This is a genomic window from Allobosea sp. P4_C6 (assembly GCF_056402015.1).
Map to the genome: position 1 here is coordinate 1 of NZ_JBFUIF010000062.1, position 14,329 is coordinate 14,329.

At 65.6% G+C, this 14,329-nt stretch carries 13 protein-coding genes and 1 pseudogene; 11 read left to right on the forward strand and 3 right to left on the reverse strand.

The window, feature by feature from the left end:
* The 10 genes from AC1DVA_RS24140 to AC1DVA_RS24185 all read left to right on the forward strand — a co-directional run.
* Positions 1 to 767: ABC transporter substrate-binding protein (locus AC1DVA_RS24140; RefSeq protein WP_476807532.1), on the forward strand; the 767-nt coding region annotated here is incomplete at its 5' end.
* 182 nt (positions 768 to 949) lie between these two features.
* Positions 950 to 1,894 carry an ABC transporter permease gene (locus AC1DVA_RS24145; RefSeq protein WP_265055427.1) on the forward strand — a complete coding sequence of 315 codons (945 nt, stop codon included), beginning with the start codon at positions 950 to 952 and terminating at the stop codon, positions 1,892 to 1,894.
* Positions 1,891 to 2,775 carry an ABC transporter permease gene (locus AC1DVA_RS24150; RefSeq protein ID WP_265055426.1) on the forward strand — a complete coding sequence of 295 codons (885 nt, stop codon included), beginning with the start codon at positions 1,891 to 1,893 and terminating at the stop codon, positions 2,773 to 2,775. Before AC1DVA_RS24145 ends, AC1DVA_RS24150 begins: the two co-directional genes overlap by 4 nt.
* Complete coding sequence (locus AC1DVA_RS24155; protein ID WP_476807533.1) at positions 2,772 to 3,737, forward strand: ABC transporter ATP-binding protein; 966 nt, start codon at positions 2,772 to 2,774, stop codon at positions 3,735 to 3,737. Before AC1DVA_RS24150 ends, AC1DVA_RS24155 begins: the two co-directional genes overlap by 4 nt.
* Positions 3,734 to 4,588, forward strand: a complete 855-nt coding sequence (locus AC1DVA_RS24160) for an ATP-binding cassette domain-containing protein (RefSeq protein ID WP_476807534.1) — start codon at positions 3,734 to 3,736, stop codon at positions 4,586 to 4,588. The genes AC1DVA_RS24155 and AC1DVA_RS24160 overlap by 4 nt, the downstream gene beginning before the upstream one ends.
* 30 nt (positions 4,589 to 4,618) lie before the next feature.
* Complete coding sequence (locus tag AC1DVA_RS24165; RefSeq protein WP_476807535.1) at positions 4,619 to 6,691, forward strand: hydantoinase/oxoprolinase family protein; 2,073 nt, start codon at positions 4,619 to 4,621, stop codon at positions 6,689 to 6,691.
* Entirely contained in the window at positions 6,691 to 8,427 is a 1,737-nt protein-coding gene (locus AC1DVA_RS24170) for a hydantoinase B/oxoprolinase family protein (protein ID WP_476807536.1), read from the forward strand. The genes AC1DVA_RS24165 and AC1DVA_RS24170 overlap by 1 nt, the downstream gene beginning before the upstream one ends.
* Positions 8,427 to 9,584, forward strand: a complete 1,158-nt coding sequence (locus AC1DVA_RS24175; protein ID WP_476807537.1) for a DSD1 family PLP-dependent enzyme — start codon at positions 8,427 to 8,429, stop codon at positions 9,582 to 9,584. Before AC1DVA_RS24170 ends, AC1DVA_RS24175 begins: the two co-directional genes overlap by 1 nt.
* Before the next feature lie 695 nt (positions 9,585 to 10,279).
* Positions 10,280 to 10,792 (forward strand): transglycosylase SLT domain-containing protein, encoded by a 513-nt coding sequence (locus AC1DVA_RS24180; RefSeq protein WP_476807541.1) that lies wholly within the window; start codon positions 10,280 to 10,282, stop codon positions 10,790 to 10,792.
* A 755-nt stretch (positions 10,793 to 11,547) separates the two neighbouring features.
* Entirely contained in the window at positions 11,548 to 12,744 is a 1,197-nt protein-coding gene (locus AC1DVA_RS24185; RefSeq protein ID WP_476807538.1) for a multidrug effflux MFS transporter, read from the forward strand.
* A gap of 100 nt (positions 12,745 to 12,844) precedes the next feature.
* On the opposite strand, the gene AC1DVA_RS24190 is transcribed toward AC1DVA_RS24185, so the two are convergent.
* The gene (locus AC1DVA_RS24190) at positions 12,845 to 13,255 is read right to left on the reverse strand and encodes a universal stress protein (protein WP_476807539.1); all 411 of its coding nucleotides are present in this window, start codon (positions 13,253 to 13,255) and stop codon (positions 12,845 to 12,847) included.
* Between the two features lie 140 nt (positions 13,256 to 13,395).
* On the opposite strand from AC1DVA_RS24190, the gene AC1DVA_RS24195 reads away from it, so the two are divergent.
* Positions 13,396 to 13,629 carry a hypothetical protein gene (locus tag AC1DVA_RS24195; protein WP_265055418.1) on the forward strand — a complete coding sequence of 78 codons (234 nt, stop codon included), beginning with the start codon at positions 13,396 to 13,398 and terminating at the stop codon, positions 13,627 to 13,629.
* On the opposite strand, the gene AC1DVA_RS24200 is transcribed toward AC1DVA_RS24195, so the two are convergent.
* Positions 13,610 to 13,948: a hypothetical protein gene (locus AC1DVA_RS24200; RefSeq protein ID WP_476807540.1), complete on the reverse strand. Its 339-nt coding sequence runs from the start codon at positions 13,946 to 13,948 to the stop codon at positions 13,610 to 13,612. The two genes, AC1DVA_RS24195 and AC1DVA_RS24200, sit on opposite strands and share 20 nt — an antisense overlap.
* 12 nt (positions 13,949 to 13,960) lie before the next feature.
* Positions 13,961 to 14,329 (reverse strand): annotated as a pseudogene (locus AC1DVA_RS24205) (hypothetical protein); the annotation flags it as partial.

Consider the following 14,329-nt stretch of genomic DNA (forward strand, 5'->3'; position numbering starts at 1 on the left):
AGACCATGCCGGGCGTCACCGGCGCCTCGCGCCCGACCCTGGGCGGCGCGCTGCTGATGTTCACCAACAACCTCAAGCCCCCGCTCGACGATCTCAACTTTCGGAAGGCGCTATCCTGCGCCATCGACCGCAAGGCGATCGGCGACAAGGTCTATTACGGGCTGCTCGATCCGTCCGCCGTGCTCGCGCCGCCCCGCGGTTGGTGGTTTAATGCCGCGGCCGACAAGGAGCTCGGCTTCGATCTCGACCGCGCCAAGGAGTTCCTGGCCAAGTCGAAATACCCGACCGGCGCCGAGATCGACATCTCGATCCAGGCCGAGCCCTATCTGCTCGACACCAAGGACGCGGCGATCTTCCTGCAGGCGCAACTCGCCAAGATCGGCGTGAAGATCAATCTCAAGGTCTACGAGTTCTCGGTGCTGATCCAGCAGATCGCGCGCGGCGAGCACCAGATGGCGATGCAGGTCTTCATGTCGCCGGGCGAGGCGACCTACATCATCGCCAACACGGTGATGCCGGGACAGTTCCTGTCGAAGAGCACCGGCTATGACAACCCCGAGCTCAATGCGCTGATGGCGACATCTTTCGCCGAGACCGACGAGGCCAAGCTCAAGGACCTCTACGGCAAGATGCAGGCGATCCTGGCCCGCGACGCGCCGATCGGCGTGCTCGGCTTCGTCCACGCCTCCAATCTCTGGCGGCAGGGCGTGAAGGACTTCACGGTGAACCAGGCGCTGACGATGAGCGTCGGGGACGTGAAGCTCTAGGGTCCAGCTCGAACTCCAGAACCGCCGTCATCCCGGACGCAGCGAAGCGGAGATCCGGGGTCCATCATAGGGGATCGTCGCGCCCTGTGATGGATCCCGGGTCAAGCCCCGGATAACGGCACCGGTTCCGGGGCCCATCCTGATCTGGCCGCTGGTCACCAAGCTTTAGGACACAACTGCCCATGCTTCGCCTCGTCGCCGGCCGGATCGTCTCGTCCATCGGCACCTTGCTCTTCGTGGGCTTCGCGCTGTTTGCCCTGACGCGGGCCGGTCCGGGTTCTCCGGCCCGGATCGTGCTCGGTGCGGATGCGACCGCCGCGCAGCTGGCGCAGTTCGAACAGGCGAACGGGCTCGACCGCCCCTTCCTGACGCAATACGGCGCCTGGCTTTCCGACATCCTGCATGGCGATTTCGGACGGTCCTTCGTGACCGGCCGCGATGTCGGCACCGAGATCGTCAACGCGCTTCCGGTGACCTTGTCGATCGTGCTCTTCGCCTTCGCGGTTGCGCTCGTTTTCGGTGTAGGCATCGGGATCGCGGCGGCGCTGCGCCCCGGCGGCGTGTTCGATCGCGGGGCGCGGCTGCTGTCGGTGCTGGGGCTGTCGGTGCCGGCCTTCTGGCTTGGCATCGTGCTGATCCGCTTCATCGCGGTCGATCTGCGCTGGCTGCCGCCCGGTGGCTATGCGCCGCTTTCCGCCGGCCTCGGCGCCCATCTCCAGACCATCCTGATGCCGTCGGTCTCGCTCGCTGTCTACTATGTCGCCGTGCTCGCCCGGATGACCCAGGCCAGCCTGCAGGAGACGCTGCGCGGGGACTATGTCCGCACCGCCCGCGCGATGGGGCTGTCCTCGCCGAGAGTCGTGATCTACGCGCTGATCAACGCGCTGCCGCCGGTGGTGAACCTGGCCGCCCTGTCCTTTGGCTACATGTTCGGCTGGGCGCTGATCATCGAGCAGGTGTTCAACGTGCCCGGCCTGTCGCGCGCTCTGTTGAACGCGATCTCGCAGCGCGACTTCCTGCTGCTCCAGGGCATCGTCTTCCTGTTCACGGTGATCTTCGTGCTGGCGAACCTCGCCGCGGACCTCGTCAACCGCGTGCTCGACCCACGCCAGCGGGTCACCGCATGAGGGGGCTTTCGTCGACGCTGCGCCTGATCGACTGGACCGGCTGGCTTGGCGGTATGATCGTCGTCGTCATGCTCGGCGCCGCTATCTTCGCGCCGCTGGTCGCACCTTACGATCCCGTCGCGCTGAGCATCGAGGATCGCCTGCTGGCACCCGACATGGCGCATTGGCTCGGCACCGACCAGGCCGGTCGGGACGTGCTGAGCCGAATCATCTACGGCGCGCGGGCTTCACTGGCCGTGGGCATCGGCGCCGTCGTCATCGGAGCGCTGATCGGCGTCTCGGCGGGGCTCTTCTCGGCCTACAAGGCAGGACTTGGCGAGCAGCTCGTGATGCGCATTGTTGACGGTGTCGCCTCGATTCCCCTGCTGGTCTGGGCGATCGCGATCGTCGGCATCCTCGGCGTCGGGCCGGTGCGTGTCGGGCCGCTGGTGTTGCCCAACGAGGTGAAGATCGTCTTGCTGATCGGGGTGTTGTTCTCGCCGGTCTTCGCCCGCGTGACCTATGCAGTGGCAAGCCGCGTCGTCGGCGCCGATTACGTACGAGCACGCTCTCTCCAGGGCGCGACGCATTGGGAGATCGTCACCGGCGACATCCTGCCCAACTGCCTGTCGCCGATCATTGTGCAGGGGACGTTGCTGGTCGCGATCGGCATCGTCGTCGAAGCGTCGGTCTCCTTCGTGGGCCTCGGCGTACAGCCGCCGCAGGCGAGCTGGGGCTCGATGCTGTCGGATGCGCGCAGCGCGATCTATTCCGGCGAATGGTGGCTGCCGGTGTTTCCGGGGCTGGCGATCTCGATCACCGTGATCGGCTTCAACCTGCTCGGCGACGCGGTGCGCGAGCTGTTCGATCCGCGCAGCGAAGCCAGGACACTGGTCGCATGAACGGGCCCCTGCTCAGTGTCGAGGGCCTTCGCGTTGGCTTTCGCGACGCGTCGGGCGGCGTCATCGAGGCTGTCCGCGGCGTCGATTTTGCCGTCGCGGCAGGAGAGGCTGTCGGCATCGTCGGCGAATCCGGCTCCGGCAAGAGCCTGAGCATGCTTGCGGTGATGCGCCTGCTCGGCGCTCCGGCGCGCACCACCGGCGGGCGCGTGATGTTCGACGGGCAGGATCTGTTTGGCGTCGACGAGGCCCGCATGCGCGCCATTCGCGGCCGCGACATCGCCATGGTGTTCCAGGATCCGCAAAGCTCGCTCAACCCGGCGCTGACCATCGGCCGGCAGATCACCGATGTCGTACGGGCCCATCGGCAGCTCTCCTCCGGTGAGGCCCGGCGGATCGCGGCCGAATCGCTGGAGCGCGTCGGCATCCGCGATGCTGGCAAGCGGCTCGATGCGTATCCGCACGAATTTTCCGGCGGCATGCGCCAGCGCGCCCTGATCGCGATGGCGATCGCCTGCCGCCCGCGCCTGTTGATCGCCGACGAGCCGACGACGGCGCTCGACGTGACCGTGCAGGCCCAGATCGTCGACCTGATCGCGGAGCTGCGGCGCGATCTCGGTATCGCCGTCATCTTCATCTCGCACAACCTCCAGCTTGTCGCCGAGATCGTCGACCGCGTCGTGGTCATGTATGGCGGGAAGGTCGTCGAGAATGGCCCCGTCGAGGCTATCGAGCTCAGCCCCCGCCACCCCTATACCGGCCTGCTCCAGGCCTGCGTGCCGAGCCTGACCGGCCCTGTCGGCCCGCTGGTGGCGATCGAGGGTGCGCCGCCGCGTCTGGGCCGCATGCCGCAGGGCTGCCCCTTCTCGCCGCGCTGCCCGCGTGTCGTCGAGGCCTGCGCCGAGGAGATGCCGCCGCTGGAACTTGAAGCCGACCGCCGCTTCGCCTGCTGGAGGCCGCAATGACCGGCCCGATCCTGTCTCTGCGCGACATCACCAAATCCTATGCCCAGGGCAGCGCCTTTGACCGCCTGCTCGGCCGCGACACGCGTTTTGTGGCGCTCGACGGGGTCTCGCTGGAGATCGGACGCGGCGACGTCGTCGGCATCGTCGGCGAAAGCGGTTCTGGCAAATCGACCTTGGCCAACATCGCCGTGGGGTTGATCAGGCCGACAGCGGGCGAGGTGCTGCTCGACGGCAAGCCACTGTCAGCCTTGATGCGCGACCATGGCGGTCCCTGGCGGCGGCGCATCCAGATGGCGTTCCAGGATTCGAGCAGCGCGCTCAATCCGCGCAAGACGGTGAGCCGCTGCCTGACCGAGACGCTGGCGCTGCGCGGCATACCGAAGCTTGAGCGCGAAGACGAGGCGTTGGCGATGCTGGCGCTGGTCGGGCTGGGCGCGGAGCTCGCGCCACGCCTGCCGCATGAACTTTCGGGCGGCCAGCGACAGCGCGTCGGGCTGGCGAGGGCACTGGCGATGAAACCGGACATCCTGATCGCCGACGAACCGGTCTCCTCGCTCGACGTCTCGCTGCAGGCGCAGGTCATCAACCTGCTGAGCCGGCTGACGCGTGAGCTCGGCCTGACCTTGCTCTTCATCAGCCATGACCTCGCGCTGGTGCGCACGCTGTGCTCGCGGATCATCGTGATGCGCAAGGGCAAGGTCGTCGAGCAGGGGCCGTGCCTCGAGGTGCTCGACGCGCCGTCCCACCCCTACACGCAGCTCCTGATCGCCGCCGTGCCGAAAGGCATCAAGGGGCGTCGCGGCCACATGGCGGCGACCCTAGTTAGTCCCGCCCGCGAAAGCGTCGGCTGATCTCTCCTCCGACCTCACGAGACCAAACCCATGGCGCAGCACAGCTACAGGATCGGCATCGATATCGGTGGGACCTTCACCGATATCGTCATTGCCCGCGACGACGGGTTGATCGAGACCCGCAAAGTGCCCTCGACGCCCGATGATTACAGTCGGGGCATCGCCGAAGCGCTGAGCCGGCTAGTTGCGGACTATGAGACGTCGCCCGACCGCATCACCGGCATTGTCCACGCCACCACCGTCGCGACCAACGCAATCCTGGAATACAAGGGCGCGCGCACCGGCCTTCTGACCACCGAGGGCTTCCGCGACGTTCTCGAAATGCGCCGACTGCGCATTCCGGTGCTCTACGACCTACAATACGACAAGCCCAAGCCCCTTGCCGCGCGACATCTGCGGCTTGAGGTGCGTGAACGGCTCGGGCCGGACGGCTCCGTTCGGATACCGCTCGACGAGGAGGATGTCAGGCGAGCGGCCGCGCAATTTCGAACCGAGGGGGTCGAGGCGGTCGCGATCAGCTTCCTGCACGCCTATGCCAATCCCGACCATGAGATCGCGGCCGAGGCGATCCTGCGCGAGGAACTCGGCGACGACGTCTATATCTGCCGGGGTTCGGAGATCCTGCCCGAGATCCGCGAATATGAGCGCACCTCGACCGTCGTCGTGAACGCCTATATCGGCCCGGTGGTGCGCAACTATGCCGCCGCGCTGACCACGCGCCTGGCCTCGATTGGGGTCACTTGCCCGGTCGAGATGATGCATTCCGGCGGCGGCATCATGCGGCTGAGCTCAGCGGTGAAGCGGGCCGCCTCGCTGGTCGAGTCGGGGCCGGCGGCGGGCGTCATCGCCTGCGCCCGGCTGGTCTCGGGAGGCAATGAGCCGAGCATCATCTCCTTCGACATGGGCGGCACCACCGCCAAGGCCGCGCTGATCGAGGATGGCGAGCCGGCCCGCACCACCGAATACGAGGTCGGCGCCGGCATCAATCTCTCCAGCAAGCTGGTCAAGGGTGGCGGCTACCCGATCAGGATGCCGTTCATCGACGTTTCGGAGATCGGGGCTGGCGGCGGCAGCATCGTCTCAATCGACAGGATGAACCAGGTCTCGGTCGGTCCCCAGAGCGCCGGCGCCTATCCCGGCCCGGTCTGCTACGGGCTCGGCGGCAAGCAGGCGACGCTGACCGACGCCTTCCTGACACTGGGCTATATCAACGACGTCGCGCTGGCCGGCGGCAGCTTTCCGCTGCAGGCCGATGCGGGACGCGCCGCGCTGAACGATCAGGTGGCGTGCCCGCTGGGCCTCGACCTCAGCAAGACGGCGCGCGGCGTGCTGACGCTGGCCGTCACCACGATGACGCGAGCCGTGAAAGCAGTCTCGACCTATCGCGGCCGCGATCCCCGGCATTCGACCCTGGTCGCCTTCGGCGGTAACGGGCCTGTCGTGGCGGCGGAGGTCGCCAAGGCGCTGGGCATCCGGCGCGTGGTGATCCCGCGCGCGGCCGGCGTCTTCAGTGCGCTCGGCCTGCTGCGCTCGGATGTCGAGCAGGAATTCGTGCGGCCCTCGCGCCGCAGAGCGGGCGAGCTCGACGATGCCGGCTTGGCCGAGCTCTATGCCGAGTTGACCGAGGATGCCCGCCGGGTTCTGGCGCTGGAAGGCTACGATCTGGCGCGCGCCGAATTCAGGTTTGCGGCCGATTTGCGCTATGTCGGGCAAGCCTATGAGCTGACCGTGCCGGCGCGGCGCCTCGCCTTCGACGAGTTGGCCGAACTGTTCCATCAGGAGCACGAGCGGACCTATGGCCACCGCTCGCACAAGGACCAGGTTCATCTCGTCAATGCGCGGCTGACGGCAAGGCTGCCGCTCATCGCGCCGCCGCAGCATTTCGCTGCCGCGCCGGCCCAGCGCCGGATCGATCGGCCGGTGTCGTTCGATGAGGCCGGGACTGCCACGGTCGCAGTGATCGGGCGCGCCGATCTCGACGCGCTCCCACGCCGCGGGCCCTTCGTGATCGAGGAATATGACTGCACCTGCGTCGTGGGGCCGGACCAGACCGCCCGCCTCGACGATGCCGGCAACATCGACATCGCGCTGGAGGCCGCATGATGACTGACGCGATCGATCCGATCACACTGGAGGTGATCCGCAACGCGCTCGCCTCGACCGCCGATGAGATGGCGCTGATCGTGATGCGCAGCGCCTATTCGCCGGTGGTGCGCGACATCATGGATTACTCAACGGCGCTCTGCGACGCGCAGGGCCGTGTGATCGCCCAGGGGCTGACGCTGCCGATCCAGCTCTGCTCCTTTCCACGCGTCATGCAGTTCGTAAAGCAGCGCTATGGCGCGACGCTGAAACAGGGCGATGTGCTGATCGCCAACGATCCCTATGGTTCCGGCGGCCAGCATCTGCCCGACATCTACATCCTGAAGCCGATTTTCGTGGAGGAACGCCTGACCGGTTTCGCAGCCACCGTCGCCCACCACACCGATATCGGCGGCATCGTGCCCGGCAGCGTCGCGATCTACGCCACCGAAATCCAGCAGGAAGGCCTGCGTCTGCCGCTGCTCAAGCTCTACGAGGCGGGTGAGCCGGTCGATGCGGTGTTCCGGATCATCGAGGCCAATACGCGCGCGCCGGTCGAGGTTCTCGGCGACATCCGCGCCCAGATCGCCGCCTGCAACGTCGCCGAGGAGGGCCTGCGATCGCTGATCGCGCGCTACGGCGCCAGCATGGTCGACCGCTATATCGACGCGCTGCACGACCATGCCGAGGCGATGATGCGCGACGTAATCCGCGCTTTGCCCAACGGCGTCTACAGGGCAACCGACTATATCGACGGCGTCGGCGAGCATCCGGTGCCGCTCGCCATCGTCGCCACCGTGACGGTTGCCGACGACACGATCGACATCGACTTCGCCGGCACGGCCGATCAGGTCGCGGCCTCGATCAACTGCCCGATCTCTCTGCCGGAATCGGCTGCCTTCTGCGCGATCCGCTGCCTGTCGCAGCAGGACATCCCCAATTGCGAGGGCTATCTGCGCCCGATCACCGTGCGCGCGCCGGAGGGCTCCCTGGTCAATCCGCGCTATCCGGCCGCCTGCGGCGCGCGCGGCGTCGTCGGCTACCGGGTGTTCGATGCGATCATGCAGGCACTGGCGCAGATCGTACCCGAACGCGCGATCGGCGGCTCGGAGGGCGGGCCTTATCTGCTGGCCGGCGGCGGCGTGCATGAGGGCAAGCCCTTCGTGCTGAACGAGATGGTGGTCGGCACCTGGGGCGCGCGCGCCGGCAAGGATGGCATCGAGGGGATCTCCAACCCCGCCGCCAATCTCTCCAACCAGCCGATCGAGATGGTCGAGACCGACATGCCGGTCGAGGTGCTGCGCTACGGGCTGGTGCCGGATTCCGGTGGCGCCGGCGAATTCCGCGGCGGGCTCGCCTTCGTGCGCGAGTTCCGCTTCCTGGCCGATGCGCGCTTCACCTTGCGCGGCGACCGGCGCGACCACCCGCCCTTCGGCTTTGAGGGCGGCGGCACCGGCGCACCTTCGGCGCATCTGTTCATCCGGACGGATGGCACGCAGCAGCACCTGCCGACCATGCCGATGGAGAGCTTCAACGCCAAACGCGGCGACATCTTCCGCCTGACGGGAGCTGGCGGCGGCGGCTATGGCGATGCGCTTCGACGCGAGCCCTGGCGCGTTGCCGACGATCTGCTGGAGGGCAAGGTCACGATCGCGGGCGCAAGGCGCGACTACGGCGTGGTCTTCGCCGCCGATGGCGCGAGCGTCGACCAGACGGCCACCCTGCAGACACGCGCCGAGCTGATGGAACAGCGCTAATGAGCCTCGAACCCTTCGGAGCGGCAGCGCTCAACCAGCCACTCATTGGCGAGCCCGGCAGTCGTTCGCGGCTGGAGACGCCGGCTGCGGTGCTCGATCTCGACATTTTCGAGCGCAATATCACGAAGCTCGCCGAGACCTGCAAACGCGCCGKGATCGCCTTCCGGCCGCATGCAAAATCGCACAAATGCGCCGAGATCGCGCGCCGGCAGATGGCTGCAGGGGCATCCGGCATCTGCTGCGCCAAGCCGGGGGAGTTGCTGGCCCTGTTCGAGGGCGGAGCCAGCGACCTGATGCTGAGCGCACCGATCGCCAGCCCGGCCAAGGTCGACGCGCTGGCGCGTGCGGCAGCACGAGGCGCGCGCATCGGCGTCGTGGTCGACCGGCTCGACCTGGTGGCGGCCTATGCCGAGGCTGCGGCACGCCACGGCACGCGCTTCGATGTCTTCGTCGATCTCGACACCGGGCTGAAGCGCAGCGGCGTCGCCAATGCACAGGAGGCGGTCGCGCTCGCACGCGCCGTCACGGACCAGCCCAGCCTGCGCTATGTCGGCGTGCAGGCCTATCAGGGCCGTGTCCAACATATCGACGACTTCGGCGCCCGCCGCGCGGCCAATGACGAAGCCAACCGGATCCTGGCCACGGTGCTGGCGGTGCTGAAACAGGCCGATCTCGCACCCGGCATCGTCTCCGGCGGGGGGACCGGCAGCCATCTGCTCGACGGACAGGCGCAAGTGCTGACCGAGGTGCAGCCTGGCTCCTATGTCTTCATGGACGAGGCCTACAACCCGGTCGACATCTACGGGGGAGGCGGGCCGGAATTCGGGCCGGCGCTGCGTGTTGCGGTCACGGTGGTGGGCCACAGCTCGGCCGGCTTTGCAATCACCGACGGCGGCAGCAAGAGCTTTGCGCTCGACGGCCCGCCGCCGCGCGTGTTCCGGGGCAAAGAAATGACCGGCCGGATCGAATGGTGCGGCGACGAGTTCGGCCGCATCCTGCCAGAGCCCGGCCATGGCACGATTCCGATCGGAACGGTGGTCGAATGCACCGTTCCGCATTGCGATCCGACGATCAACCTCCATGATTTCCTCCATGTTGTGTCTGAGGACAGGCTAGTCGCGCTATGGTCTGTTGAGGGGCGGGGCCGCGCAGATTGATCGGTCGAACTCAGGTGGCGGTTGAGTAGGAAACCGTTCGGCATTACGAAGCAGCCGCCAGCCGCCAAGCAGCTCATCGTGACCAAACAGAAGGTGTTTTGCGCAACGGTAGACGGATCGGAGCGGGAGTTGCCGCTCCCCTATCCACAGAGCAATGCCTTGCTCAGATATCGGCTGCTTGCGCATCTCGCCCGGACAAGCCGTGGACGTCGAGATCGAACTTGGCAAGGTTAGCCGACGATCACTCACAGGGTGCTTTGTCATCACCTGCCGCGGGGCCGTCAGCCAGCTTCGCCTGTGCTGAAACCGTCTCGTCAGATTCGTCATCTGCACCGTCCCCACTGCCATCATCCGGGTCGCGCACCTGAAGACCGTCTCGCTGCCCTGCTGCCCGTTACAGCCGTGACGCCCGTCGCTTCGCACGGCGCCCGAAAAGCCTTCATGGCCCGATGCAGCGGTCGGACTCCGCGCGCTCGATCAGGTCGAGGGTGCTTTTTGTCGCCGACCGCGCTGGGGACGGCGACCTTTCCCGACGTCTTCACCCTGGATGGCGTCGAGGAGCAGCGCCCCGACCCAAGCAGCAGGATTGGCCAGCGCCGCCTTTAAGCCTAGAGTTGGTTTCCCGTGAGCAGTTCGTCAGCTGATGGAGACCAAGATTGCCGTGGCAAAGACGTCTCGTTGCAGCCGGTATCACCTTGCTGTCTGCCGGGGTTGGAGGTTGCATCGTTACGGACGAAACGTCCGGGGAGGCATCCAGCGAACAGTCCGTTGACCCTCGGTCACCAGGCGCCCCGCCGCGCGCAGGCATCGACCGGATCATCGAACAGCAGTCAGCGCATTACGAACTCCCCTCGGATTTGGTCCGGCGAATCGTCAAGCGCGAGAGCAACTTTCGCCCAACCGCCCAGAACGGCGGTCATTTTGGATTGATGCAGATAAAACACGCGACGGCGCGCAGCATGGGTTACACCGGCCCGGCAGCGGGGTTGCTCGATCCCGAGGTCAATCTCACCTATGGGCTCAAATATCTGCGGGGAGCCTGGCTCGTGGCCGATCGCGACCCGAGCCGCGCCGACCGATACTATCGGAGCGGGTACTATTACGATGCCAAGCGGAAGGGGCTTCTCGAAGCGACCGGCCTCGGCAAGGACCATACCCGGCTAGCCAAACCCCGCCCCGCGTCGGACAGAGTTCTTCCAACTCGCTAGTGGATTGATCGGAATGAAGGAGTCCTGCTTGGGATTCCGTTCATCGGGATGATCTGCGACTGCCGGATGCGTACAGGTAGCAGCATTGCCATCATGGCATCGGATTTACAGCGGCATCTGGAACATGGGTGGCGTTCCTACGTTCTTTGCAGTGAGGCACTGATGAAAAGGTGCATCCCAATTCGTCGCTGGTCTGAACGCGATTGCCCGTAATCTCCGTCGAGTGGCTGTCGGAGAACGACATGCCACGGTCCACGGGCGTAGGCTTCTCGAAGAACCAGGCCGTCAATCCCGCTTCGCTCCGTATTACTAGACCTACTACAAGTTCGCGGCCAAGCTGACGCGGCCGACGTGAATGCCTGGAGGTACATATGTCGGGGGACGAGCCGTAGCCCAGTAGTTGGTGTAACGTCTCAGGCAGATTGAGCTTCGCGCGGATGAATCCACCTCTACTGCGCGGAGAGGTGTCGACCGACACCTTGCGGCACAAAGGAGGGCTAAAAAACTGATGACTTCTTTCATCTGCTGATAGTCTTTATCGCCTAACCAACGGCGAATTAGCTCCTGTGGAGCGAGGGCGTGGTATTACCCACGCCCTTTCGCTGTGATGGCCCCCTCCGGGCGCCCACCGCACGTCCCGCGAGATGCGCCAAAGGCAGCAAAGGGCACGAGGCCGCTGGGTGGCGGCCAATCCTCGACATTTTGACGGGCCGGGCCTAGACAGCCGCCTGCCGTTCACGCAAGGCCGCCCCTCCATGAAACTGCGCCCCGACACGCTGGCGATGACCGCCATGCTGGCCATGCTGACGGCGCTCGGCCCGCTCTCGACCGATTTCTACCTGCCCTCGCTGCCTGACATCGTCCAGGTGATGCAGACCGACATCGCCGGCGCGCAGGCGACGCTGTCGGTCTTCCTGTTCGGCTTCGCCGGCGGCCAGATCTTCTGGGGACCACTTTCCGACCGGATCGGCCGCAGGCCGGTGCTGCTGGTGGGGCTCGGCATCTTCTTGGTGGCGACGCTGGCCTGCGCCTTCGCGCCCTCGATCGAGGCTCTGACCAGCGCCCGCGCGGTCCAGGCGCTTGGCGCGTCGGGACCGATCGTGCTCAGCCGCGCCATGGTGCGCGATCTCTATGACGGGCCACGTGCCGGCCGCGAACTGGCCCGCATGGGCATGATCATGGGGGTGGTGCCAGCGATTGCGCCGGTGCTCGGCGGGGTGCTGCAGCAGGCCTTCGGCTGGCGCTCGACCTTCGTCGCCTCGCTGGCCTTCGCCGCTGCCCTGATGGCGATGGTGACGTTCCTCCTGCCCGAGACGATCCGGAGCCGCTCGCGCGAGCCGCTCTCGCTGGTCTCCATCATCAGCGGCTTCGGCACGCTGCTCGCGAGCCGTGCCTTTCGCGTCTATGTCGCGCTGACGGCACTGGCGTATGGCGGGCTCTTCGCCTTCATCTCCGGCTCGTCCTTCGTACTGATCGACATCCATGGTCTGACGCCGGTCCAGTATGGCCTGTCCTTCAGTCTCGTCGTGCTCGGCTTCATTCTCGGCACGATCCTCGYGCAGCGTCTCGTTGCCCGCCAAGGCATGGACGGTGTCATCGCGCTCGGCGTGCGGTGCCTCGCCGGCGGAGGCCTTGCCATGCTGGTCTGCGTCGCTGGCGGTTTCGGCGGCGTGGCCGGCGTTGTCCTGCCGATGGCGCTCTACACTTGTGGCGTCGGGCTGACCATGCCGCAGGCGCAGGCCTCGGCGATGATGCCCTTCCCGGATCGCGCCGGGGCGGCCTCATCTTTCACCGGGATCTGCCAGATGTTGTTCTCGGCCTGCGTCGGCCTCCTCGTCGGCCATTCGCTAAAGAGCGGCGCGCTGCCGTTGCCCCTGGTGATGTCGGCGATCGGCGTCGCCGCGCTCGTGCTGTTCAGGGCGAGCGCCGCCGCGCGGGCGGCCAGGATCTAGCCGGTCAGCCGTGACGCCCATCGCCTTTGCACGGCGCCCGAAGGCTTCATGGGCACGATGCCGCTGTCGGACTCCGCGCGCACTCTGCTGGGAGGATCGACTACCGGATCACCAGTGCAGGGATAGTTGTACTTGCCAGCACCTCAGACGTCTGGCTCCCCAGCACGACTTTCTGTATGCCTCGCCGGCCATGAGAGGACATCACGATGAGGTCACAGCCCTTGAGCTTGGCCAATCGGACGATTGCCGCGGCTGGAGAGACATCGATCTCGTGTTCCAGATCTACCGTGACGCCGTTTTCGGACGCGCGTTGCTCTATGGAAGTAATGCGATCCTTGATGAACTCATCAATCTGCTGACGGGCTGCAGATGCCAACTCCGGGCGCAGGGGCGCCGAAACGGTCAGAACGGTGACTTTCGCCCCGAGCGGCTTGGCGAGCGCCAAGCCATGTTCAAGACCCTTGCGAGAAAGTTCGGAGTCGTCTGTGGCGATCAGAATGTGTTTGTACATTTGCCCTCTCCCGTAGGTATCTGCTCGATGCCGTAGCTTTGTGAGAGTCCGGCTCGCGGCCAAGTTGGCCGCCAGTATTATGTTCGACGGCAACATTGCATAAATCGGCGCGCCTCTTTATGGGAGGCGTCCACCGAACAATGTGGGCCACCGATAGCCGGCTGGGGTTCCATCAAGTGAGCAGGCACGGCAAGCCCGGCCCAATTGACGACCTCATCTATAAGCAGATCGAGTCCTATCTGATTTTTATGAACGTCAATTCTGGCTACGTCATCCGGGCCATGATGTCGGCAGGACCAGAAGGAATGTTCATCCCAGAACCTGGCAAGCTTTGCGGGACGCAGGTGGCAACGTTCATTCAGCGGATTTGCTGAGCGTCATCTTCGCAGGACGTTCCTGGTCGTAGCCGTCTTTCAGTCCAAAATCGCCGTCCAATGCGTCCAGCACCTCAAGCGATGAGCGGCTTGAGGTTGTGGGCTGTAACATGGAGGCTCCGCAATGACCGCTTCGGCACTGCGGTGTCGCGCTGGCCTGAGGTGGCCAGTTGCTGCCTGATTTGATCACCTTGGAGACCCTCAATTTGGGCACCCGATTGCGGCGATCCGCACGGAGACAGCTTTCACTGTCGCTGTGCTGCTCCGTGTTTTCAAAAAGCTTTAGTGTGAGCCGGGCATTGACCAACCAATGGGGCATCCGCAAATGCGCCTACTGCATCTTCGCCGGCGGTCGTAAGCGCAGGCTCACGGATGCGGCGATCTTGGCCGCTATGTTTGTCTCGAGATCGAAGCCGCTGCCAGCATTTTGGTCCGCTTCATAGATGCCCGACCAGATGATCGCGGTCGTTCGCCCATCCAGCAGGCGGCTTGTGATCCTGAGCTTGCCTTCGCCTGCACGGATCACGCCCTCCAGGATATGCCGCCGGCCAAGCTGGCGATCGATTTGTGCGGCGGACGCGGAAGATCCCAAGGCAGCTGAAGTCTGAGTGCGAAAGATCGTTAGCTCTTCGTTCGGAACGAGCTGCGAGATGACATCGTCGGCAAGTCCTGCCGCGAAAACCTCGAATTCGGCTTTCTC